Origin of the sequence: Roseixanthobacter pseudopolyaromaticivorans, assembly GCF_043195145.2 — a bacterium.
In the GTDB taxonomy this organism is placed as follows: domain Bacteria; phylum Pseudomonadota; class Alphaproteobacteria; order Rhizobiales; family Xanthobacteraceae; genus NCEH01.
On the sequence record NZ_CM195539.1, the window covers coordinates 1693286 to 1716009 of the forward strand.

General features: G+C 66.2%; 23 protein-coding genes and 1 tRNA gene. 13 read left to right on the forward strand and 11 right to left on the reverse strand.

What is annotated here, in order from left to right; genetic code table 11:
* Positions 1–56 precede the first annotated feature (56 nt).
* The 6 genes from kdpF to V5F68_RS08215 all read left to right on the forward strand — a co-directional run bounded on the left by kdpF (position 57) and on the right by V5F68_RS08215 (position 8032).
* A complete protein-coding gene (kdpF, locus tag V5F68_RS08190) occupies positions 57–143 on the forward strand; it encodes a K(+)-transporting ATPase subunit F (RefSeq protein WP_348846543.1) in 87 nt (28 codons plus the stop codon).
* 49 nt (positions 144–192) lie between these two features.
* The gene (kdpA, locus tag V5F68_RS08195; RefSeq protein WP_394011909.1) at positions 193–1902 is read left to right on the forward strand and encodes a potassium-transporting ATPase subunit KdpA; all 1710 of its coding nucleotides are present in this window, start codon (positions 193–195) and stop codon (positions 1900–1902) included.
* A 15-nt stretch (positions 1903–1917) separates the two neighbouring features.
* Positions 1918–3969 (forward strand): potassium-transporting ATPase subunit KdpB, encoded by a 2052-nt coding sequence (gene kdpB / locus V5F68_RS08200; RefSeq protein ID WP_394011911.1) that lies wholly within the window; start codon positions 1918–1920, stop codon positions 3967–3969.
* Positions 3970–3995: 26 nt separating this feature from the next.
* Positions 3996–4559, forward strand: coding sequence for a potassium-transporting ATPase subunit KdpC (kdpC, locus tag V5F68_RS08205; protein WP_394011913.1), 564 nt, complete (start codon positions 3996–3998; stop codon positions 4557–4559).
* A 79-nt stretch (positions 4560–4638) separates the two neighbouring features.
* Entirely contained in the window at positions 4639–7332 is a 2694-nt protein-coding gene (locus tag V5F68_RS08210; protein ID WP_394011915.1) for a DUF4118 domain-containing protein, read from the forward strand.
* Between the two features lie 10 nt (positions 7333–7342).
* Entirely contained in the window at positions 7343–8032 is a 690-nt protein-coding gene (locus V5F68_RS08215; protein WP_394011917.1) for a response regulator, read from the forward strand.
* A 78-nt stretch (positions 8033–8110) separates the two neighbouring features.
* On the opposite strand, the gene V5F68_RS08220 is transcribed toward V5F68_RS08215, so the two are convergent.
* Positions 8111–8383: a hypothetical protein gene (locus tag V5F68_RS08220; RefSeq protein ID WP_394011919.1), complete on the reverse strand. Its 273-nt coding sequence runs from the start codon at positions 8381–8383 to the stop codon at positions 8111–8113.
* A gap of 553 nt (positions 8384–8936) precedes the next feature.
* On the opposite strand from V5F68_RS08220, the gene V5F68_RS08225 reads away from it, so the two are divergent.
* Both V5F68_RS08225 and V5F68_RS08230 read left to right on the forward strand, forming a co-directional pair.
* Positions 8937–9176, forward strand: coding sequence for a GCG_CRPN prefix-to-repeats domain-containing protein (locus tag V5F68_RS08225; protein WP_348846544.1), 240 nt, complete (start codon positions 8937–8939; stop codon positions 9174–9176).
* Positions 9177–9386: 210 nt separating this feature from the next.
* Complete coding sequence (locus V5F68_RS08230) at positions 9387–10091, forward strand: hypothetical protein (protein WP_394011921.1); 705 nt, start codon at positions 9387–9389, stop codon at positions 10089–10091.
* Between the two features lie 62 nt (positions 10092–10153).
* Here V5F68_RS08230 and V5F68_RS08235 read toward each other — a convergent pair whose 3' ends face one another.
* The 3 genes from V5F68_RS08235 to V5F68_RS08245 form a co-directional block, all read right to left on the reverse strand.
* A complete protein-coding gene (locus V5F68_RS08235) occupies positions 10154–10522 on the reverse strand; it encodes an RcnB family protein (RefSeq protein ID WP_394011923.1) in 369 nt (122 codons plus the stop codon).
* 294 nt (positions 10523–10816) lie between these two features.
* Positions 10817–11575, reverse strand: a complete 759-nt coding sequence (locus tag V5F68_RS08240; protein ID WP_394011925.1) for a YopT-type cysteine protease domain-containing protein — start codon at positions 11573–11575, stop codon at positions 10817–10819.
* Between the two features lie 227 nt (positions 11576–11802).
* A tRNA-Ile gene (locus tag V5F68_RS08245) sits at positions 11803–11878 on the reverse strand.
* A 116-nt stretch (positions 11879–11994) separates the two neighbouring features.
* Between V5F68_RS08245 and V5F68_RS08250 the strand changes: the two genes are divergently transcribed.
* Positions 11995–12729 (forward strand): SIMPL domain-containing protein, encoded by a 735-nt coding sequence (locus V5F68_RS08250; protein WP_394011927.1) that lies wholly within the window; start codon positions 11995–11997, stop codon positions 12727–12729.
* A gap of 6 nt (positions 12730–12735) precedes the next feature.
* Here V5F68_RS08250 and V5F68_RS08255 read toward each other — a convergent pair whose 3' ends face one another.
* Complete coding sequence (locus V5F68_RS08255; protein WP_394011929.1) at positions 12736–13665, reverse strand: diacylglycerol/lipid kinase family protein; 930 nt, start codon at positions 13663–13665, stop codon at positions 12736–12738.
* Positions 13666–13739: 74 nt separating this feature from the next.
* Between V5F68_RS08255 and V5F68_RS08260 the strand changes: the two genes are divergently transcribed.
* The 3 genes from V5F68_RS08260 to V5F68_RS08270 all read left to right on the forward strand — a co-directional run bounded on the left by V5F68_RS08260 (position 13740) and on the right by V5F68_RS08270 (position 15695).
* The gene (locus V5F68_RS08260; protein WP_394011931.1) at positions 13740–14141 is read left to right on the forward strand and encodes a hypothetical protein; all 402 of its coding nucleotides are present in this window, start codon (positions 13740–13742) and stop codon (positions 14139–14141) included.
* Positions 14142–14214: 73 nt separating this feature from the next.
* Positions 14215–14421 (forward strand): DUF1328 domain-containing protein, encoded by a 207-nt coding sequence (locus V5F68_RS08265; RefSeq protein ID WP_394011933.1) that lies wholly within the window; start codon positions 14215–14217, stop codon positions 14419–14421.
* Between the two features lie 164 nt (positions 14422–14585).
* On the forward strand, positions 14586–15695 hold the full coding sequence (locus tag V5F68_RS08270) for a polyamine ABC transporter substrate-binding protein (RefSeq protein WP_394011935.1): 1110 nt from the start codon (positions 14586–14588) through the stop codon (positions 15693–15695).
* 103 nt (positions 15696–15798) lie between these two features.
* Here the strand turns inward: V5F68_RS08270 and V5F68_RS08275 are convergent, their stop codons facing one another.
* The 6 genes from V5F68_RS08275 to V5F68_RS08300 form a co-directional block, all read right to left on the reverse strand.
* Entirely contained in the window at positions 15799–17415 is a 1617-nt protein-coding gene (locus V5F68_RS08275) for an acyl-CoA synthetase (protein ID WP_394011937.1), read from the reverse strand.
* Positions 17416–17649: 234 nt separating this feature from the next.
* Positions 17650–18330: a ribulose-phosphate 3-epimerase gene (gene rpe, locus V5F68_RS08280; protein WP_394011939.1), complete on the reverse strand. Its 681-nt coding sequence runs from the start codon at positions 18328–18330 to the stop codon at positions 17650–17652.
* Positions 18331–18407: 77 nt separating this feature from the next.
* Entirely contained in the window at positions 18408–19397 is a 990-nt protein-coding gene (locus tag V5F68_RS08285) for a class 1 fructose-bisphosphatase (protein ID WP_394011941.1), read from the reverse strand.
* A 95-nt stretch (positions 19398–19492) separates the two neighbouring features.
* On the reverse strand, positions 19493–19921 hold the full coding sequence (folB, locus tag V5F68_RS08290; protein ID WP_348846491.1) for a dihydroneopterin aldolase: 429 nt from the start codon (positions 19919–19921) through the stop codon (positions 19493–19495).
* Positions 19922–19926: 5 nt separating this feature from the next.
* Positions 19927–21015: a hydantoinase/oxoprolinase family protein gene (locus tag V5F68_RS08295; protein ID WP_394011943.1), complete on the reverse strand. Its 1089-nt coding sequence runs from the start codon at positions 21013–21015 to the stop codon at positions 19927–19929.
* Positions 21012–21989 (reverse strand): ATP-grasp domain-containing protein, encoded by a 978-nt coding sequence (locus tag V5F68_RS08300; protein ID WP_394011945.1) that lies wholly within the window; start codon positions 21987–21989, stop codon positions 21012–21014. Before V5F68_RS08300 ends, V5F68_RS08295 begins: the two co-directional genes overlap by 4 nt.
* Positions 21990–22024: 35 nt before the next feature.
* On the opposite strand from V5F68_RS08300, the gene V5F68_RS08305 reads away from it, so the two are divergent.
* Positions 22025–22717, forward strand: a complete 693-nt coding sequence (locus V5F68_RS08305) for a HisA/HisF-related TIM barrel protein (protein WP_394011947.1) — start codon at positions 22025–22027, stop codon at positions 22715–22717.
* Positions 22718–22724: the final 7 nt, after the last annotated feature.

Below are 22724 nucleotides of genomic sequence, written 5' to 3' on the forward strand. Positions count from 1 at the left end.
CTTCGCTTTGATGGCGCTCTACCTGCGCTTTGCGGCGCAAGCCTGAGGAGAAACCCATGCTCGACCTCGTTCTCGGGGCGGCGGTGAGCCTCTCGCTCGCAGCCTATCTCGTTTTCGCATTGGTGCGACCTGAGCGGTTCTGACCGCCCCCGCGCCAATCCCCCCAACGCTTTTCTCAGGTGATGCAACGCCATGACCTCCAATGGCTGGCTTCAGATCGCGATCCTCTTCATAGCGGTGGTGGCATGCGCCATCCCGCTCGGTCGCTTCATGGCCCGCGTGTTCGCGGGTGAACGCAATTTTCTGACCCCTGTGCTCGGCCCGGTCGAGCGCGGCCTCTACCGCCTCGCCGGGGTCGATCCGGACAAGGAACAGGGTTGGGTCGCCTATACGCTCGGCATGCTGGCGCTGAACGCCGCCGGCTTCGCTCTGCTGTATGCGATCCTGCGCCTGCAGGGCGTGCTGCCGGTGAACCCGCAGGGCTTCGGCGCCCTGACGCCGGATCTCGCTTTCAACACGGCGGTGAGCTTCGTCACCAACACCAATTGGCAGGCCTATGGCGGCGAGACCACCATGAGCAATTTCAGCCAGATGGTGGGGCTCACGGTGCAGAACTTCCTGTCCGCCGCCACCGGCATCGCGCTCGCCATCGCCTTGGTGCGGGGCTTCGCCCGCTCCGGCGCGGCGGGCGTTGGCAATTTCTTCGTCGATGCCACCCGCTCGACGCTCTACATTCTGTTGCCGCTGGCGTTCGTCACCGCTCTGATCCTGGTGGCGACCGGCATGCCGCAGACGCTGGACGGCTCGTTCGCCGCCACCACGCTCGATGGCGCGCAGCAGAACATCGCCATCGGCCCGGTGGCCTCCCAGATTGCCATCAAGCAGTTGGGCACAAACGGCGGCGGCTTCTTCAACGTCAACGCCGCCCACCCGTTCGAGAACCCGACCGCGCTCGGCAACATGCTGCAAGTGTGGCAGATGCTGGTGATCTCCACCGCCATCGTGTTCGCCTTCGGCCATCTCATCGGCGACAAGCGCCAGGCGAAAGCCCTGCTCGCCGTGGTCTTCATCCTGCTGATCGCGGGTGTGGCCGTCGCCTATTGGGCGGAAGCGGCCGGCACGCCGGTGCTGCAACAGGCAGGGCTCGACCCGGCCGGCGGCAATATGGAAGGCAAGGAAGTGCGCTTCGGCCTCGCGCTCTCCGCGCTCTGGGCGGCGGTGACGACCGGGCTTTCCTGCGGCGCGGTGAACGCAATGCACGGCTCCTTCACCCCGCTCGGCGGCCTGGTGCCCCTGGTGCTCATCAAGCTCGGCGAGATCCTTCCGGGCGGTGTCGGCTCGGGCCTCTACGGCCTGCTGGTGATGGCGATCATCGCCGTGTTCGTGGCCGGCCTCATGGTGGGCCGCACCCCGGAATATCTCGGCAAGAAGATCGAGGCCAAGGAAGTGAAGATGGCGGTGCTGGCGAGCCTCGTGCTGCCCATCTTCGTGCTCGGCTTCACGGCGCTCGCCGCCAATCTTCCGGGGCCCGCGGCCGGCATCGGCAACGGCGGACCCCATGGCTTGACCGAGGTGCTCTATGCCTATGCCTCCGGCACCGGCAACAACGGCTCGGCCTTCGCCTCGCTCTCGGCCAATACGCCCTGGTGGAACACGACGCTCGGCTTCGCCATGCTGTTCGGCCGCTTCGCCTACATCGTGCCGATGATGGCGATCGCCGGCTCGCTCGCCGCCAAGCCGCGCCTCGCCGCTTCCACCGGCACGTTCCCGACCCATGGGCCGCTGTTCGTGGCCCTTCTCATCGGCGTCATCTTGATCCTCGGCGGTCTGCAGTTTTTCCCGGCATTCGCCCTCGGCCCCATCGCCGAGCAGGTGCAGATGCTGGCCGGCAAGACCTTCTGAGGAACGGAGCTTAAAATGTCCGCAAAATCCGTCTCCTCCATCGCCAGCCCCGACCTGATCGGCCGGGCCGCGATCGATGCCGTCAAGAAGCTCGATCCGCGCTCCCTGATGAAAAATCCGGTGATTTTCGTCACCGAAGTGGTGGCGGCGCTCGTCACCGCCATTTTCCTGCGCGACCTGCTCACCGGCGCGCCGGTGTCCTTCACCGGCCAGATCATGGGCTGGCTGTGGTTCACGGTCCTGTTTGCCAATTTCGCGGAAGCGGTGGCGGAAGGGCGGGGCCGCGCCCAGGCGGAAAGCCTGAAGCGCGCCCGCACCGACACGGTGGCGAAGAAGCTCGCCGACCCGAAGAACCGCGAGCGTTTCTCCAGCGTTTCGGCCCTGGATCTGAAGGTGGGCGACATCGTCCTCGTGGAAGCCGGCGACCTCGTGCCCGGCGACGGCGAGATCATCGAAGGCATCGCCTCGGTGAACGAGGCCGCCATCACGGGCGAGAGCGCGCCCGTCATCCGCGAAAGCGGCGGCGACCGCTCGGCCGTGACCGGTGGCACCACCGTGGTGTCGGACTATGTGGTGGTGCGCATCACGGCGGCCGCCGGCTCCTCCTTCCTCGATCGCATGATCGCCCTGGTGGAAGGCGCTGAACGGCAGAAGACCCCGAACGAGATCGCCCTCACCATCCTGCTGGTGGGCATGACGCTGATCTTCCTCATCACCGTCGTGACGCTCTATGGCCTCGGCCTCTATGGCGGCACGGAACTGGCGGTGCCGGTGCTGGTGGCGCTGCTGGTCACCTTGATCCCCACCACCATCGGCGGCCTGCTCTCGGCCATCGGCATCGCCGGCATGGATCGCCTGGTGCGCCACAACGTGCTGGCCATGTCCGGCCGCGCGGTGGAAGCGGCGGGCGACGTGGACACCCTGCTGCTGGACAAGACCGGCACCATCACGTTCGGCAACCGCATGGCCACCGAGGTCATCCCCGTTCCGGGCGTGAGCGAGCGCGAAGCCATGGAGGCGGCGGTGCTCGCCTCGCTGGCCGACGAGACCGCGGAAGGCCGCTCCATCCTCGCCTTGGCGCGGGAGACCTTCGGCATCGACGTGACCCTCGTGCCGGAGGGGGCGAGCTTCGTGCCGTTCTCGGCGTCCACCCGCATCTCCGGCATCGACCTTGCCGGGCGCAAAGTGCGCAAGGGCGCGGTGGATGCGGTGCGCCGCTTCGTCTCTGAAGGACTGACCGGCAAGGCGAGCGAGCCGGCCGAGTTCAAGGCGGCGGTGGATCGCATCGCCCGCTCGGGCGGCACGCCGCTTGGCCTTGCGGAAGGCGGTCGCCTGCTCGGCGTCATCCATCTGAAGGACGTGGTGAAGCCCGACATCAAGGAGCGCTTCGCCGAATTGCGCCGCATGGGCATCCGCACCGTGATGGTGACGGGCGACAACCCCGTGACCGCCGCCGCCATCGCCTCGGAAGCCGGCGTCGACGATTTCATCGCCGAGGCCACCCCGCAGGACAAGCTGAGCTATATCCGCAACGAGCAGCGGCGCGGGCGGCTGGTGGCCATGTGCGGCGACGGCACCAACGATGCGCCCGCTTTGGCGCAGGCGGACGTGGGCGTGGCCATGCAGACCGGCACCCAGGCCGCCCGCGAGGCCGGCAACATGGTGGATCTCGACAGCGATCCCACCAAGCTCATCGAGATCGTCGGCATCGGCAAGCAGCTCCTCATGACGCGTGGCTCGCTGACCACCTTCTCCATCGCCAACGACGTGGCGAAATATTTCGCCATCATCCCGGCGCTGTTCATCGTCGCGATCCCGGAATTGAGCGTGCTCAACATCATGGGCCTGTCGACGCCGCAGAGCGCCATCCTCTCCGCGGTGATCTTCAACGCCCTGATCATCATCGCGCTGATCCCGCTGGCCTTGCGGGGCGTGCCCTACAAGCCCGCCAGCGCGGAAAGCGTGCTTGCCCGCAACCTGTTGATCTACGGCCTCGGCGGCATCCTGGTGCCCTTCATCGGCATCAAGCTGATCGATCTCGCCGTGACCGCACTTGGTCTCGCCTGAACTGGCCTCGCCTGAAGGAGGCGCATATGTTGTCCCAGCTTCGTCCCGCCATCGTCCTGGTCGCCGCATTCACGGTGATCACGGGCATTGCCTATCCGCTCGCCGTCACCGGCCTCGCCCAACTGGCCTTCCCCGCCGCCGCGAACGGCAGCCGGATCGAACGCAACGGCGTGGTCGTCGGCTCCGCCCTCATCGGCCAGAAGACCGAGGGCGCGGGCTATTTCCATCCCCGGCCGTCGGCGGCCGGAGACGGTTATGATGCCTCCAACTCCTCCGGCAGCAATCTCGCGCCCACCAGCGCCAAGCTGAAGGACCGCATCGTCGCCGATGTTGCGGCGCTCCGCACGGACGGCATCACCGGCGAAATCCCCGCCGATGCCGTCACCACCTCCGGCAGCGGGCTCGATCCGCACATCTCTCCGGCCTATGCGCAGGATCAGGTGAAGCGCGTCGCGGCCGCCCGCAACCTTCCGGAAGACAAGGTGCGGCAGGTGGTGGCGCAGAACATCGAGCCGCGCGAACTCGGCATTTTCGGCGAGCCGCGCGTGAACGTGCTGAAACTGAACATCGCCTTGGACGCGCAAAAATAGTTGCCACGGAAGGGCCGGTCCGCGAAGGATCGGCTCATCCATTCCCGTAGCGCCGCCGCAGAGCGCACCAAAAAGGGACTTGAAATTGCAGGACAAGCCGCGCGCCTCGCCGGATGCCCTCCTCGCCAAGGCCGAGCGCGAGGGCAGGGGGAAGCTGCGCGTGTTCCTGGGCGCAGCGCCGGGCGTCGGAAAGACCTATGCCATGTGCCAGGCGGCACGGGTCGCCAAGGAAGGCGGGTTGGACGTGGTGGCGGGCATCGTCGAGACCCACGGACGCCGGGAGACCGAGGCGATCACGCAGGGGCTGGAGATCCTGCCGCGCAAATCCATCGCCTATCGCGGCCGCCTCGTGCCAGAGTTCGATCTCGACGCCGCTCTGGCGCGCCGGCCGGCCTTGCTGCTGGTGGACGAATACGCCCACACCAATGTGCCGGGCAGCCGACACCCCAAGCGCTGGCAGGATGTGCGCGACATCCTTGATGCCGGCATCGACGTGTGGACCACGCTCAATATCCAGCATCTGGAAAGCCTGAACGAAGTGGTCCAGCGCATCTGCGGCGTGCGGGTGCGCGAAACCGTGCCGGATACCGCGCTCCAGGAAGCGGACGAGGTGGTGATGGTGGATCTGCCGCCGGACGAGCTGCTGAAGCGGCTCGCGGAGGGCAAGATCTACATCCAGGATACGGCCGCGCGGGCGATCGAGAATTTCTTCAAGCCGACCAACCTCACAGCCTTGCGCGAACTCGCTTTGCGCCGGGTGGCCGCGCGGGTGGACAGCGATCTTGTAGAGCACATGCAGGGCGGCGCCATCGAGGGGCCGTGGGCGGCGGGGGAACGCATTCTCGTCTGCGTCGGCCCGGATGCGTCGGCCCAGCGGGTGGTGCGAGAGGCGAAGCGCCTCGCCGACCTTGCCGACGCGCCCTGGTTCGCCATCACCGTGGAGCGTCCCGGCGCCCTGCCGAGCGTCGCCGAGCGCCAGCGCATCCAGGAGGCGCTGCGCCTCGCGGAAAGTCTCGGCGCCGAGACGCGGGCGCTGGTCGGCAATGATCTGGTGGCCGAGCTGCTGCGCTTCGCGCGGTTCGAGAACGTGACGCAGATCGTGGTGGCGCAGGCGCGCCCCTCGCGCCTCAACCGCCTGTTCTGGCGCACCCTTGCCGATGCCCTGGTGCGCAAAGCGCGCGGCATCGCCGTCCACGTGGTGACGTTCGGCGAGGAAAACGAAGCGCCGCCGGTTCGCCCGCCGCGCCCCGCCGCACCTCACGGCGACACGCTCGGCTATGTGGTGGCGGCGTGCTCCGTGGCCCTTGCGACGATCGCGGGGGAGGGGCTCACCCAATTGGTGGCGCTGCCCAACGTCTCAATGGTCTATCTACTCGCGGTGCTGGTGCCGGCGATCCAGTTCGGCGTGCGGGCGGCGGTGTTCGCCTCGCTGCTGTCGGCGCTGACCTACAATTTCTTCTTCATCGACCCGGTCTACACCTTTACCATCGCGCGGCCGCACGAACTGCTGGCGCTGGCCATCTTCCTTATCATCGCGGTTCTGATCTCGGCGGTGGCCGGCCGCTCGCGCGAGCGGGCGGAAGCGGCGGCGATCCGCATGCGCGCGGCGCGGCGGCTTTATGAATTCACCCGCAAGCTCTCCACTTTGGTGGAATCCGGCGCCGTTGCGGAGGCGGCGGCTTCCGAGATCCAGACCATTCTCGGCCGCTCCACCGCCATTCTGGTGCCGCAGGGCACGCAGGTGGTGCTGGCGGCGGCGTGGCCGCCGGAAGACCGGCTCGACACCGCCTCCATGAGTGCCGCCCGCTGGGCGCTGGAGCGCAACGAGCCGGCGGGCGCCGGCACCGGCACATTGCCGAGCGTGCCGTGGCTGTTCCTGCCGCTACGCGCCCGCAATGCGCAGGTGGGCGTGATCGGCATCGAATTCGCGGGGCCGGCCGGTCCACTCGATCCGGAATCGGCGGTCTTGCTTGATACGCTCGCCGACCAGACGGCGGTCGCCCTCGACCGCTCGGCGCTCGCCGACGAGATGGCCGGCGTGAAATCGGCGGCGGAGACAGAGCGGGTGCGCAATATCCTGCTCGCCTCCATCAGCCACGATTTCCGCACGCCGCTCTCCTCCATCCTGGGGGCCGCGACCGCGCTCATCGACTACGGCACCCGCATCGCCCCGGAGCAGCGGCGCGATCTGCTTTCGCAGGTCCGCGAGGAAGCGGAGCACCTGGACGGCATGGTGCGCAATCTGCTCTCCATGACGCGTCTGGAAGCTGGCGCGCTCGATCTGCGGCGCGACTGGACCGATATCAACGAAGTCATCAATCAGGCGGTCGCGCTCGCCAAGCGGCGCGGCGCCACGCAATTGTTCGCGGTGGAGAGCGAAAAGGACCTGCCGCTGGTGTTCGCGGACCAGATCCTGCTGAACCAGGCGCTTGCGAACGTGGTGGGCAATGCCGTGCGCTATGCCGGCCCCGGCGCCCATGTGGTGCTGGCGGCACGGCGGGCCGGGGATCGGCTTGAAATCTCCGTCACCGACGACGGGCCCGGCATCGCGCCGGATCTTCTGCCCCATGTGTTCGAGAAATTCGTGCGCGCTGTGCGCGAGGCGGCCGATGGCGGGGAGGGGTCCGGCCTCGGACTTGCCATCGCCAAGGGCATCGTCGAAGCCCACGGCGGCAGCGTGCGCGCCGAAAGCCCGGTGGATGGCGACCGACGCGGCGCGCGGATCATTTTTTCGCTTCCGATCGGCGGCGAGCCCGCCGCCGCGGCAGTGTGAGGACGGTGCCATGAGCCTCGGCAAGATCCTGGTGGTGGACGACGAGCCGGCGATCCATCGTTTTCTCGCCCCGGCCCTGACGGCAGCCGGCTATGAGGTGGCGGCGGCGGAGGACGGCGCCCGCGCTTTGCGCGAAATCGCGACCCATCCCCCCGACGCGGTGGTGCTCGACCTCGGCTTGCCCGACATGGACGGCAAGGACGTGATCCGCCGGCTGCGCGGCTGGTCTCAGGTGCCTGTGATCGTGCTGTCTGCCCGCGACCGCGAGGCGGAGAAGATCGAGGCGCTGGACCTCGGCGCCGATGATTTCGTCAACAAGCCGTTCGGCATCGGTGAGCTGATGGCGCGCATCCGCGCCGCCCTGCGCCATCGCGCCGGCGACGTCTCGGAAGACCCGATCCTGCGCGTGGGGCCGATCGAGATCGACCGTCCGCGCCATCGCGTGACGCGCGACGGGGAAGACGTGAAGCTGACGCCGAAAGAGTTCGACCTTCTGGTGTTTCTCGCCCGCCACGAGGGCAAGGTGGTGACGCACCACCAATTGCTCACCACCGTGTGGGGCCCCGCGCATGGGCAGGACACGCAATATCTGCGGGTTTATGTGGGGCAGCTGCGGCAGAAGCTGGAGCTAGACCCGAGCGCGCCGAGCCTTATCATCACCGAGCCGGGCATAGGCTATCGCGCCGGCGGCATGGGGTGATGCCGCGCTTCCGCTCCGGGGGAAGCGGGTGCCCGTCGCGTTGACGTGACGGGCGATATTGAAAAAGGGGGCGCGCGCTCAGGCGGCGTGCGAATAGGCCCCGAATCCTTCAACCGAAAGCCCGAATGCCTGTGACCAGGTTTCGAAGGCGACCCAGGCACGAGCCCGCATTTCCGGCGTGCGGGCGTGCTCCATCTGGGCCAGCAACATTTCGGCATATTCTCCAACCTCGTCCCGCTCATGGGCCCGCAGGAAGCCGATGGCATCCTCCAGGCCACGGACGTGGTGGTCTTCCCCGCCAATGAAGATACGCAGCGGACGCAACACGTAACTTGGGGATTGTGTTTGCATCTTATTCCCTCCAAGGCCGCGTGTTCCCCACTTCCCTGCGCTCCAACGATCACATGCTCCGCCCCGGTCAAGGAAGCGAAGCGCGAAAGAAAACGAGCCACAAAAGAAGGGATCGCCCACAAGCGTGACGCCCGCGGACAACAAGGGCCAAACGCACGCGCTGGCATCAGGTTCCATCGGTTTCGAAAAAATTTCAAATTTGATTTTGAAGAATTTTCGACGGAGGGCGCACACGCCGTAGCGGGGTAGATGGAAGCTGCGGCCGCCTCTTTTTGCAGGGCGCGATTCGGATTCTTGACGGTATAGCGACGCTCCGGGAGAAGACACGGACGGGCCCCGATCACTGCCCACATGACCTTGCGCGAAGCAGCAAATACATGCGGCAGCGCATTATTTCATCTTGCAATGCGCCCGAGGCAGCTACCCCGGTAATCCTTCAGCTTCCTTCCCCGGCTCATCGCCGTGGGGAAACGGTTACTTCCCCGGATTGCCTGGAACGCTGGGCCGGGATCTGCATTGTCGGCGCATTCCATCAACGTGAGGCTTGAGCATGATGCGCCATTCCCTCCTTGCCGCTGCGGTTCTGTTTTCGACGGCTTTCGCCGCCGTCGATGCCGAGGCGTTTCCGGTTCAGCTCCCGCCGGCGGCGGCGACGGCCAATGTGATCCAGGTGGCCCAGGGCTGCGGCGTGGGCTGGCATCGCGGTCCCTATGGCGGCTGTCGCCCCAATGCTCCGCGTCGCTGCTGGTGGCGGGCCACCCCGTGGGGTCCCCGCCGCGTTTGCAACTGGTAATCGCGGCGCGCCCTGACAGAGCCGGACCCGTCCGGCTCTCGTCAAACCGCTCGCCGCCGGCGAGACCCAGCGCGGCGCAGCGCCCTGGAGAAGAGAGCACCGCGCCCGGACGGAATGTTCGGGCGCTTTTAATTTCTGGGGTAGTGTGGGCGGTGGGAGAAACCTGCGGAGGCCGCCCTGCGAAGCATTGATTTCAGCTCCTGGGAAAGCGTGATCGCAACCCTCGTCGGGCTCGCACTGGTGACGCTTATCGGCGTCGGCATCCGCCTGATGGTGATGGCGACGATCCAGAAGCGCCGCGAGCGCATGAACCGCCAGATCAACGAACGGTTGCGGACGCTCATCGCCGCCTACAAGACGCTCGGCGGTTCCTTCACGGGCGATCTGAGTGTCGACCCCACCCATCTGCGAGACCTTCGCCGCCGGGGCGAACAGGCGGCCGAGGGGGATTTGGGAGAGGTTCTCGAACCGCTCGCGGGTTCTGAACGCGCCCGACGCGTGCGAGATGCGGTGGAAGCCGCGCTTTCCGACATCATCCTTCTTGGCACCGACGAGCAGGTCCGCCTTGCCACAAGCGCGGTGTATGAGCTGGTCTCGGGCCGACCGGTGCATACGCACGATCTGGTCGTCTCGCTGCGGAACTTCGTGCGGGAAGCGCTGGATCTCGATCCTATTCCGCCGGATTTGGTCATCCCGCGCCAAGGGCCGGCCCGACCCACCGGCACGGGCGGGAAAGGCAAAGAGCGGGGCGGGGAGGAGGCGCGCCGCGGCGGTGGCGATAAGGGTGGTGGTTTAGGGGCAGGCGGAGGCTTAGGGGCAGGCGGCGGTGTTGGGCTCGGCATGGGCATGGGCGTTGCCGCCCCTCCGGCGATGAAGGTCGTCAATCGACTTCCGCCCGACGATGACGAGAATTAGCCCTGGGGCGCAACGGTCGAGCGGGGAACGGTCGAGCCCGTCTCCCGCCCCGACCATTACGGCTATCGCGTCGCGCTGAGAATGCTCGAGATGATGCCGCTGGTGATCCCGGCCAGAATATAGCTGTTGCCGTCGCGGACCCAATGATAGCCGCGCGGCGGCTGGCGCAGGCCGTGACGTCGGTAGTCGGAAACGACTTGACCGCGCCCGTGTGGCACCCGCCCGCCTTTCTTGCGCCAGGCATAGGAATTGGCTTTCGGCGCGGCCGGCCGGTGATAGCCTGGGCCTGGGTTCACATGCGCTCCCGGTGGCGGGCCGGGCTGATGATTGCCGGGCTGTCCGTAAGGCGTTTGTGCCTGGGCGAGGGAGGCCATGGCGATGGGCGAGGCTTCAAGCGAGATGGCAGCGAGAATTGCTATTCGATTCCGCATCTAGAACCTTCCGATGTGGGAAAATGCGCCGGCGCAGAGGTGGCGACGCAGCAGGACAACTGTCCCGCATCGGCAGAGGTTCCTAATTCCGTAGGGGGAGGGCGGTCGGGACGGCTGAAGGGGCGACGATGCGCACCGGTCTCGGTTCGCCGCCGCTGCTGCCCGCTGGGGGCTGGAAGGGGGGATCTGGGGCGCCATGGGGAAGCGGGCCAAGGTTCAACCCGCGTTCACGACCATGGAGGGGGTAGCCATACGATGCGATGGAGGCAATGCACCCTCATCGGCATTCATAACTTAATCTGTTTCAAGACATCTCGTAATATTGAAAATAGCGCAGTCATCTATGCTAACCATGTCCATTTCAGTTGGGCTGTATCCATCTAGATATTTCTTATCAGATAGAAATTTTCTATATAATTCACATATCGATTTGGCAGGATTTTCTCCAAGGTCAAATAAATATTCTCCCGAATTTGGGTCGAATAAATAATGTCTCTTTTCATCGAAATGATGGCAGCATATGGCGTGAGAAAACCCGACATCAGTATCTCTGATCCCTATCAGCGACCGTGAGTTTGGTTTTATTAAATTAACAGTTTGTTTTAAGAAGTTTTGCGCAAATTGCCACGAAATTTGATCTTTTGATGGATAATCCGTGTCTAATCCAAAACGCTTCAGCAGGCGTCGGTATCTGTCCATCGGTGTCAATTTTACGTGCTTTTTCCCTTGAATCATCTCCGTTTTTTCAAATGTGCTCTGCGCATTTACCGCCTGGTAAAAATAGGCCTGCGATTCTTTCTTTCGTTCGGGAGGAACGAAGGGGTTGGATTTTAGTAATTTTACGCGATTTGCCCCGACCGTCGACGGGCTGTTCAAGCTAAGTTCAAGCCATTTGCAGCACAGACCGAAGCAAACGCCGCCTATGAAGGGATAGGCGCTCATTTTATCTTCGGCCGACATCGTTTCGAATTTATTCTCCAGGTCGATGGCCCAGATCGTCTTCAAAACTTCGATGCGCTGAGCATACGGCGCGAATGAGATTTGCTGAGGCATTCGAGTCTCCTCCGCCGGCAGGCCCTGGAGTTAACCGCTTACCTCATTGCAGGCATGTGACGTGTGGAACTGAGGCGCTGGGCCGCAATCGCATTTATTTAAGAATGCCCAATTCTCACCGAATCTTTCGATGCGTGGGAACCGGCGCTCGTTCGGATCTTGCTCGCCGAACCTGTTCCACTGCGCCAGACGTTCCGATCCGCGCACATAAGCAGGGGCATTGGAATTGGTGGGCCCGGCAGGACTCGAACCTGCAACCAGACCGTTATGAGCGGTCAGCTCTAACCGTTGAGCTACAGGCCCCCCGCAACGTCCTACCAATCCCTAGCCGTGTGAACAACCGGCATAAGCGCGCCTTCGCCCCATTGGCGCCGCCTTCCCACAGTGGTGTGTGGGACACACACCCAGCGGAGCGTCCCATGTCTTTTCCCGTGTTCCGGCGCAGCGCCCTTTGCGGCGGTCTTCTCGCCCTGGCCCTCTCCGCATCCCTCGGCACCGTCAGCGCACGCGCGGAAGACCTGTCGCGCGCAACCCTCACCGTCATAGGCCAGGGCGAGGCGAGCGCCACGCCGGATATGGCGAGCCTCTCCACCGGCGTGCTCACCGTGGGCAAGACCGCCGACGAAGCCCTTTCCAGCAATTCGAAGAGCGTGGCCGATGTGATCGCGGCCATCCAGGCCGCCGGCGTCGAACCGAAGGATCTTGTCACCTCGGGCTTCTCGATCCAGCCGCAATATGTCTATCCCCAGCAGGGCCAGCGCGAGGCGCCGCGCCTGACCGGCTATGAGGTGCGCAACACGGTGAACGTGAAGGTGCGCGACCTCTCCAAGCTCGGCGGACTTTTGGACAAGCTGGTGCAGGCGGGCGCCAATCAGGCCAGCGGCCTCAGCTTCTCGCTCCAGGACCCGAGCGCCATCGAGCAGCAGGCGCGCCTGGCGGCGGTCGAGGACGCGAAGACCCAGGCACAGAGCCTCGCCGAGGCGGCGGGCCTGCGCCTCGTGCGCATCCGCCGCATCAGTCCGACGCACGATATGGGCGCGGTCGCGCCGGCGCCTATGATGATGAAGGCTGATGCGCGCGCGGTTCCCGTCCAGGCCGGAGAGACCACGGCCCGTGCCCAGGTGACCATCGTCTATGAGGTCGAGCCGCGCTGAACGGGTTCAGGTGATGTCGTCGCGCTGGGCTTTCGCGGCCCGCTGCACGGAACTCGGCGGCAGCAGAAGGGTGAGCGCCTCCGGCATGATGCGATAGTGCAGGGGCATGGTCTCGCGGGTGATCTCGCCGTCGGTGGCCACCCAGGCGCGCCGGCGGCGCGGGGCGTGGATGGTCAGCGCCTTGGCCCGGAAGGAGTGGATGCCGGGATTGTTGCGCCAGGAATCCACCAGCAGATCCGCGCCCACGCGGATCTTGGCCAGCGCGCCGCGCTCCTCGGCGATGTGGATTTCCAATTCCCCGCCATCGAGGCGCGAGCGGTGCCAGCCCGGCGCGTCGAAGGCATTGTTCGTCACCAGCGCCGCATAGGCATCGATGGGCTCGCGCCGGCCCTCGATTTCGATTTCCAGTGAAAGCCGGCCCGAGCGGGTGAGCGCCTTGCCGAGCGCCATGAGCCAGCCGACGATGCGCCCGCGCGAATCGCGCACCGCCTCGCGCGCCAGCGCCATCTGGGAAAAGAAGCCGACGCCGGAGACGCCGTGGAAGGCCCGGCCGTTCAGGGTCGCCACGTCCACCCGCATGGGTTCGGCTTCACGCAGGCCCTGGAGCGCGCCCGGCAGGTCGCGCGGCAGGCCGATGTCGTGGGCCAGAAGGTTCATGGTGCCGAGCGGCAGCACGCCGAGCGCGGTTTCGGTGTCGGCAAGCACGGAGGCCGCGTAGCTCAGCGTGCCGTCCCCGGCGCCGACCACCACCGCATCATAGCCCTTGCGGCGCGCGGAGCGGATCGCCTCGATCATCTCCTCGCCCTGCAGCACCACCACGTCCACTTCTTTTCCCGGCTCGGTCAGGGCTTCATCCACCTCCTTGCGGAGGCGCTCGGCGCCCAGATCCTGCACGGTGCCGGCTTTTGCATTGAGTACGACCAGGGTTCGCCCCATCTTTTGACTCCGAGTGCCGCAGGGATGAAAACCGTGGGCGTGTGGCTTGGTTATGGGCGATAAGGATTGCGCGAATGGCAAACATTGAGGGAACGCAGGCGCGGCCGTGGATATTTCGTTTGCGCGCCGGCCTTCTGCTGCTGGTGGCTTTGGTGTTCTTCTGCATATCCGGCGGAAATTTCGTCGCGCGCCAGTTCGGACTTAACTGGGTTTGGGCCCTCGGGCTGGCATTCGTGTTCGCTCTTCTGGTGGGCTACGGCGTGTCGCGCCTGACGCGCGCCATGTACCTGTCCGGTGCCGCCGTCCTGACCTTGCTGACCACATATCTTGCCTACGACTTTCTGCGGAACGCGGTCGGCTGGTCGCAGACGACCTCGCTCATTCTGGCCGCCGTGCCGTTCGTGCTGATGGGCGCCGCCTTCTGGGATTTCCGCCGGTTGAAGGAGGAAATTCGCCAATGGGCGGATGCGCGCTGACCTGAGCGCGGTAGGGGAACGAAAGCATTGCCTTGGTGGTTCCACGGCGGAAACCCTTCTGTGGAGTGTGGCAATGCTGAAATACGCCATCATCTTCCTCGTGATTTCCATGATCGCGGGGGCGATGGGATTCTTCAACGTGTCTGCGGTCGCGCGCCGCATTTCCTTTGTCCTGTTCGGGATTTTCATCGCATTGGCGGCGCTGGTGCTTCTGTTCTTTGTGCTGCTCGGTCATGCAACCGGCTCGGCGTCGCTTCTCTCTTCCGTTGTGTTTACCTAGCGTCATGTGTGGCGCCGCGCGCGCATGTCAAGGGTGTGCGACGCCAATCGGTGTGCGGTGCGGCAGGAAGCGACGTTTTGGGAGTTGAGCCGATCGCTCCGGCGCAATAGCCTCTACTGGATGAAGCCGGACAACGGCTTCGCGGGGTCTTCCAGAGGAGAATAATGATGCGTCGCCTTGCCCTCGCCGCGGCGTTCGGGATGGTCGCCTTCGGCGCCATGCCAGCGCTGGCACAACAGAAGGTGGTGAACGTCTATAATTGGTCGGATTATATCGACGAATCGGTCTTGGAGGATTTCACCAAGGAGACCGGCATCAAGGTTCGCTACGACGTTTTCGACAGCAACGAGGTTCTGGAGACCAAGCTCCTGGCCGGCAAGACCGGCTATGACGTGGTGGTGCCGAGCGGCTCGTTCCTTCAGCGCCAGATCACCGCGGGTGTGTTCCAGAAGCTGGACAAGTCCAAGCTGCCGAACCTGCAATATGCCTGGCCGGAAATCACCAAGCGCCTGGCTGTCTATGATCCCGGCAATGATTATGCCGTGAACTATATGTGGGGCACCACGGGCATCGGCTATAATGTGGACATGGTGAAGCAGCGGCTCGGCGACATTCCGCTGAACACCTGGGACATCGTGTTCAAGCCGGAAAACCTCTCCAAGCTGAAGGATTGCGGCGTCTATTTCCTCGATGGCCCGGAGGAGGTCATTCCCTCCGCTCTGCGCTATCTCGGCATGGATCCCAATTCCAAGAATCCGGACGATATCGCCAAGGCCGGCGATTTGCTGATGACGGTGCGCCCGTTCATCCGCAAGTTTGATTCCTCTGGCTATATCAACGCGCTGGCGCGCGGTGACATCTGCATCGCGGTGGGCTGGTCGGGCGACGTGTTCCAGGCCAAGACCCGCGCCGCGGAAGCCGCAAAGAAGACCAAGAAGAAGCCGGTCGAGATCGCCTATGCGATTCCCAAGCAGGGCGCGCTGATGTGGTTCGACAATTTCGCCATCCCCAAGGACGCGAAGAATGTGTATGAGGCTCACACCTTCATCAATTACATGATGCGTCCGGAAGTTGCCGCGAAGAACTCGAACTATATCTCCTACGCCAACGGAAACCTGGCATCGCAGAAGTTCATCGACAAGGCGATCCTGGACAATCCCTCGATCTACCCGGACCAGGCGACCTTCGACCTGCTGTTCACCGTCACCACCTATCCGATGGATATCCAGCGCGTGGTGACCAAGACCTGGACCAAGTTCAAGCGCGGCAAGTGAGCCCCAAGGGGCTCCCCGTCTGAAGCCAATGGCGCCCCGCGACTCGTGCGCGGGGCGCTTTTCTTTTGCTCGGCCTCAGCCGTGCGCCCTCAGCCGTGCGCCCTCAGCCGCGCGCGCGCAGTTCGCGCCGCAGGATCTTGCCGGTGGCGGTCATGGGCAGGGCATCGGTGAAAGCGACGTGGCGCGGATATTCATGCGCGGAAAGCCGCTCGCGCACATGGCGCTGGATGTCCGCCACCAGAGCCTCGCTGCCGGCATGGCCGTCGTTGAGCACGATCCAGGCCTTCACGGCCTCGGTGCGCACGGCGTCCGGCACGCCCACCACCGCGACGAAGGCGACGGCGGGGTGGCGCAGGATGCAATCCTCGATCTCGCCCGGTCCGATGCGATAGCCGGCGGAGGTGATGACATCGTCCGAGCGGCCGACATACCAGAGATAGCCCTCCTCATCCTGGCGCCCCATGTCGCCGGTGAGCAGGAAGTCGCCCGCGTATTTTTCCGCCGTGGCTTTCGGATTGTTGAAATATTCCAGCATCATCACCGGATCGCCCCGGCGCACCGCCACATGGCCTTCCGTGCCCGCGGGCAGGACAGTGCCGGCATCGTCGACGATCTGGACATCATGGCCGGGGATCGGCTTGCCCATGGCGCCGGGGCGGATGGGGAAGAAATTGGAATTGGACCCGACCACCAGATTGCATTCGGTCTGGCCGTAGATCTCCCGCGCCTCGACGCCCAGGCGCTCCTGCACGAAGTCGCCAAGCTCCGCGCCCAGCGTCTCGCCGCCGGTGAGCAATGAGCGCAGGTTCAGGCCCGCCGGGCGGCGCACATCGGCATGCCGCAGCAGTTTCAGCGCGGTTGGCGGCAGGAAGACGTTGCGCACCTTGTGGTCCGCCATCAGCGCCATGGCCGCATCCGGATCGAACTTCTTCGCCCGATAGGCGAGCACGGGCACGCCCAGATAAAGGCTCGGGAACAGCACGTCGAACAAGCCGCCGATCCAGGCCCAGTCCGCCGGCGTCCAATGCAGGTCGCCGGGCTGAGGCATGTATTGGTGGACGAATTCGATGCAGGGCAGATGCCCCAGCAGCACGCGATGCCCGTGCAGCGCGCCCTTGGGATTTCCCGTCGTGCCCGAGGTGAAGATGATGATGCCGGGATCGTCCGGCCCGGTATCCACCGGGGCGAAGCGATCCGAGGCGCGGGCGAGCGCATCGTCGAAGGAGAGGCTCGCCGCATCGCCCTTGTCCGGGCCGATGACGAAGACATGGGTGAGGGCCGGAAGCCGGTCGCGGATGCGCTGGAGCTTGGCGAGGCCGGCCAGATCCGTCACCAGCACCTTGGCGCCGGAGGCGTTGAGGCGGAATTCCAGCGCCTCGTCGCCGAACAAGGTGAACAGCGGCACTGAGACCATGCCCGCCTTGAACGCGGCGATATGGGCGATGGCGGTTTCCGGCGCCTGCGGCAGGAACACCGCGGCCCGGTCCATGCGCGCGAGCCCGCAGGCTATCAGAACATTGGCGAAGCGATTGGTGAGGGCGGCGAGATCCTCGAAGGAATAGCGCGTCACCGCGCCGGTTTCCTCCACGAAGATCAGCGCCGGCTTGTTCGCGCCCGTGGCGTGTGCGTCCGCGCAGGCGACGCCCATATTGAAGCGCGCCGGAATCTCCCAGCGGAATTGACGCACGAGGGCATCATAGGTCGAGGCCGGGCGCAGCATGATGTTTCCTCCCGCCGGTTTTCCGCTTTCTCTTCAAGAGGAGCGACCCGGGCTTTTATGGAAACGATCGAACGTTTTTTAATGTCGACGTCAAGATGGATGGAAGCCCTAGCGCCGGCTCCTCATCCCTCCCGAAGGAAAGAGTTCCCCGTTCCCTCACCTCTCCCCGCCGGGGAGAGGTCGGCCGCAAAGCGGCCGGGTGAGGGGCACGCTCGGCGGCGTTGGCCGCGCCGATCAGGCCACCAGCCCGAGGGCGCTCGCGGCTTGGTCGCGGATGGCGGCGATATTGGCGCGATAGCCCTCGATCCCGCCCTTGAACACGGCCGATCCCGCCACCAGCACGTCCGCCCCGGCCTGGACGCACAGGGCGCCGGTCTGCGGATTCACGCCGCCGTCGATCTCCAGGCGGATGTCGCGGCCGCGGATCATGTCGCGGATGCGCTCGATCTTGGGCAGCACGTCGGGGATGAAGGCCTGTCCGCCGAAGCCGGGATTGACGGTCATCACGCAGATGAGGTCGGTCTTATCCAGCACATAGTCCAGCACCCGCTCGGAGGTGGCCGGGTTCAGCGCCACGCCGGCTTTCTTGCCGAGCCCGCGAATGACCTGGAGGCAGCGGTCGAGATGGTCGGTCGCTTCCACCTGCACGGTGATGATATCCGCCCCCGCCTTGGCGAAGGCTTCCAGATAGGGCTCCACCGGCGAGATCATCAGATGCACGTCGAACACCTTGTCGGTGTAGGGACGCAGCGCCTTGATGATGTCCGGCCCGAAGGTGATGTTGGGCACGAAATGCCCGTCCATCACGTCGAGATGGATGTAATCGGCCCCGGCCGCCGCGACGTCGCGCACTTCTTCGCCGAGGCGGGAGAAGTCGCTGGCGAGGATCGAGGGCGCGATCAGCGGGAAATTCATGGCTTCAACTCCTCAGCGGCGGCGTTTCGATGCGGCGCCCGTCATATGGGGACCGGGCGGGCGCGCCGCCACATCCTTCAATAATAGCTGGCGATCTTTTCCACTTCCTCGCGCGAGCCGAACACCAGCGGAATGCGCTGGTGCAGCTTCTGCGGGACGATGTCGAGAATGCGGGTCTTGCCGTCGGTGGCGGCGCCCTGCGCCTGTTCCACCAGGAAGGCCACCGGATTGGCCTCGTAGATCAGGCGCAGGCGGCCTTCGCCATAGCCCTTGCGGCTGTCGCCGGGATAGAGATAGACGCCGCCGCGGGTGAAGATGCGGAACGCATCGGCCACCATGGAGCCGACCCAGCGCATGTTGAAATCCTTGCCGCGCGGGCCGTCCTTGCCGGCGAGGCAATCCTCGATATAGGCGCGCATGGGCGCCGCCCAATGGCGGACGTTGGATTGGTTGACGCCATATTCCTTGGTGGCGGCGGGCACTTCCACGGCGGCACGGGCGAGGATGAAATCGCCGCTCGCCCGGTCCAGCACGAACACCTGCGTGCCCGCGCCCACGGTGGAGACCAGCAGCGTGGAGGGGCCGTAGACCAGGAAGCCGGAGGCGAGCTGGGCCGTGCCCTTCTGCTTCAGAGCTTCCACCGGGTCGGGGAAAGCGGCGGCGCTATAGGGCAACACCGAATAGATGGTGCCGATGGAGACGTTGGTGTCGATGTTCGAGGAGCCGTCCAGCGGGTCCACCGCCACCACCAGCGTGCCGGCATCGTTCAGCGGGATCGGCGTCTCGCTTTCCTCGGAGCCGAGGAAGGCGACGGGCGCAGTTTTCAGGGCGGAGACGATGGCCTCCTCGGCGATCACGTCCAGTTCCTTCTGGGCATCGCCGCCGGCATTGGCCTCGTCGCCGCGGATCTTGGCGAAATGCTCGGCGAGGGGGCCGCGCGCCACCATGTCGGCGATGGTCACGCCGGCCTGCGCGATGCGCTCCACGGCTGCGGCAACGGCCTTGCGGGTATCATCCTCGGCCGCCCAGCTTCCGAGATAGCCTTGCAGGGTCACGACGTCGCTCACCTTGTGCCTCCATCATCCGCCGCGGGACATATCCCGCCGGTTCGGCGCTCTTATGGCGCACGACGGGGAAGCCGTCGAGCTTTGGCGCGTGCCGTTCACCGGCCGCGGTGGATTTCCACGCCCACGTCGCCGAACACGCCGCTGATCGGCGCCCCCGGCTTGTGCACCACCACGCGCACCTGCTCGATCTGCGGAAAATGGTCCAGCAGGCGCGCGGCGATGCGCTCGGCGAGCGTTTCCACCAGGTGGACGATGTCGTCCTCCACCACCGCCCGCACATGCTCGTAGACCGTCTGGTAGGAGACGGTGAGGGCGGGATCGTCGGCCCAGGCGGCGGGGCGCGTGTCGAGCCACCAGTCCACATCCACCACGAAGCGCTGGCCCAGCTGCTGCTCGGCATCGAACACGCCATGGCGGGCGTAGAAGGGCAGGGCGCGCAGGAACAGGCGGTCGCGACGCGGCACCGCGGCGGCGGGCTCGGCCTCGGCCGCTTCGAGGGCTTCCGGGTCGCTGGGGTCGATCATGGGGCTCACGCGAGGCTCGGGGTGACGAGGGAGGAACGAGGGTGCGAGGCCGCGCCCGCGAAAGCAAGCCGGGTAAAAGCAAGGCGGGCGACGGCGACGGCGGGCGCGCAATCTGCGGCGCGCGCCGCAAGCGCGGGATCGTCGGTGAAGACGGCGCCCACATCCAGATAGGGGCGTCCGATCCGCGCCGCGAGCCGCTCGGCCAGGAAGCGGCCGATGCCGGCGCCGACGATCGGCGCATCGGCGGGCAGGCTCGCGCCCGAGAGCACGCAGGCGAGCGCGCCATGCAGCGTGTGGAGCTGCACCGCCGCCGCATAGTCCGCCAGCTGGCGCGCCTGCTCCAGAGTCGCCGGCCCGAGATCGCGCCCCACCATGCGCAGCAGACGCCGCGCGCTGGCGTCCAGCGTCTTCGGGCCGCCATCCGCCGCGGGATGCAGGTCGCCATGTTCCGGCAGGTCGCCGGTGAGGCGGTAGATATCGGCGGCGGTGGCGAAATGCTCCGCCATCAGCGGCACGAAGCCGCCGGCAAACGGCAGCGCGGGCGCAAGCGCCATCACCGGCGTGCGCGCCACGCCGCCATAGACCAGTTCGCTGCTGGCGAGGCGCTCGGCATCGCTGAAGCCGCGCGCCGTGACCGCGCCGCCGGCGAAGGGAATGAGATCGGTGGTGGTGGAGCCGATATCCACCAAAATCCCGCACGGCAGCTCGGTGGCGAGCGCGGCGGCGGTGGCGTGCCAGTTCGCCGAGGCGATGCCCTCCACATGCTCGGTCGCGGCGGAGACGGGCACAAGGCCGTCCGGCCCGGCATAGATCCGGCATCCGGGCCCGAGGCGGGCGCCGAGCACCGCCGCGAGCGCCGTGACGCCGGTGGCGCGGTCGGGCCACAGATCCACCAGTTCGCCCGTCATGGTCACGGCGGAGGGCAGGTGCGGCAGCGGGCCGAGGGTGGCGAGTGCGGCATCGAGGTGGTCCATGCCGCGCCACAGTGCGCAGGGGGCCATGTCGACGGCGCGCAGGATGCCCGCGTCATCGAAGGCGGCGCGCTTGAGATGGGCGCCGCCCACATCCCAGCCGAGGAAGGCGAAATCGCTCATCGCACCTTCACCTCCACCGGCACGGCCATGGGCAGGTGCGGCACGGCGGGCGGGCGGCCGTCGCGGATCAGTTCCGGCAGGAAGGCGGCGGGATTGATGCCGAGGCTGGCGTGCAGGCCGGCATAGGAGGTGGTGATGCGGGGATTGACCTCCACCACCACCGGCCCGTCTTCGGTCATGATGAGATCGATGCCGATGATGCCGCTGAGGCCGGGAATGGCGGCCACCACGGCCCGCGCGAGCGCCGCGAACTTGCCGTCCGCGTCCGGCAGGCAGCCGACCGTGAGCCCGGTCAGCGAGAGACGGCCCTCGTCCTCCGCCAGTTCCTGGAGATTGGCGGTCAGCAAGGTCACGCCATCGGGCCGGCACAGCACGGTGAGGCTGGCGGCGACGCCCGCCACATAGGGCTGGACGATGAGGCCGGCGGGCGGCAACTGCGCCGCGCGTAGGGCATCCAGGCTGCGCCAGATGTGGGTTTGCGTGGCACCCGCGCCATCGTCCGGCTTGGTGACGAGCGGGGCCGCGAGAGTGTCCGGCATCGCCGCGAGCGCATAGGTCGGGATATGGGGAATGCCCGCCGCCGCGAGATGCTGGGCGGTGAGGCTCTTGCGCCCGGCGATTCGCAGCGCCGCCGCTTCGCTCGCGATCACCCGCGCCGCGCCAGTGCGGGCGAGCGCCACAAGACGCTCCAGCAGGCCGTCGGTTTCCGGCGCCACGGGCCAGACCACATGGGCCGTGCCCGCGAGGCGCGCCCAGACCGCCCAGGGATCCTCGCCTTCCGCCACTGGAACGCTGTCCGCGCGGGGCGGCGCGAGGCGGTCGTCGTGGCACAACACCACCTGCACGCCCGGAATATTCTCCAGGTCGCTCACCATGGCATCGCGCATCAGCGTGCCCTCCGGCAGCAGGGTTTGCGGAAGCGCCTTGTCGCGCAGGCCGCCGGATGTCACGAACTCGCAGACAAAGACGCGCATGCGCTTTCCTTCCCGGACCAGGCTCGGACACGAAGATGCAGGTTATCCCGGTCATCGATCTTAAGGGAGGGCTTGTGGTGCACGCCCGCCAGGGTGCGCGCCATCTTTATGCGCCCATCGTCTCGCCGCTGGTGGCCGGCAGCGCGCCGCGCGACATCGTGGCGGCACTGCTGGCGCTGGCGCCGTTCGAGACCCTCTACGTGGCCGACCTCGATGCCATCGCGGGGGAAGGCGACAATGCGCCCGCCATCCGCGACTTGCGCGCGGCCTTTCCCGCTCTCGCCTTGTGGGTGGACGCGGGCGAGAACAGCCGCGCGGCGCTCGCCGCGCGTCATGCGGCCGATGCCGGCATTCCGGTGGTCGGCAGCGAGACGCTGACCGATGCGGGGGCGCTCGCCGGCATGGCGGGGCTGGATTTCGTGCTCTCGCTCGATCATGACGCGCAGGGGCCGCGCGGCCCACACGCGGTGCATGCGACGCCCGCGCTTTGGCCGCGCCGGGTAATCGCCATGACGCTCGCGAAAGTAGGCTCGGGCGCCGGGCCGGACCTGGAGCGGCTGGCGAACATTCAGGCGCGCGGCGGCGATCTGGCTCTGTTCGCCGCCGGCGGCGTGCGCCATGCGGGGGACCTCGACACCTTGGCCGCCATGGGGATCAGCGGCGCATTGATCGCCACCGCCTTGCACGACGGGCGCCTTTCGCCCGAGGATCTCGCGCGCTTTTCCTGACGCGGGT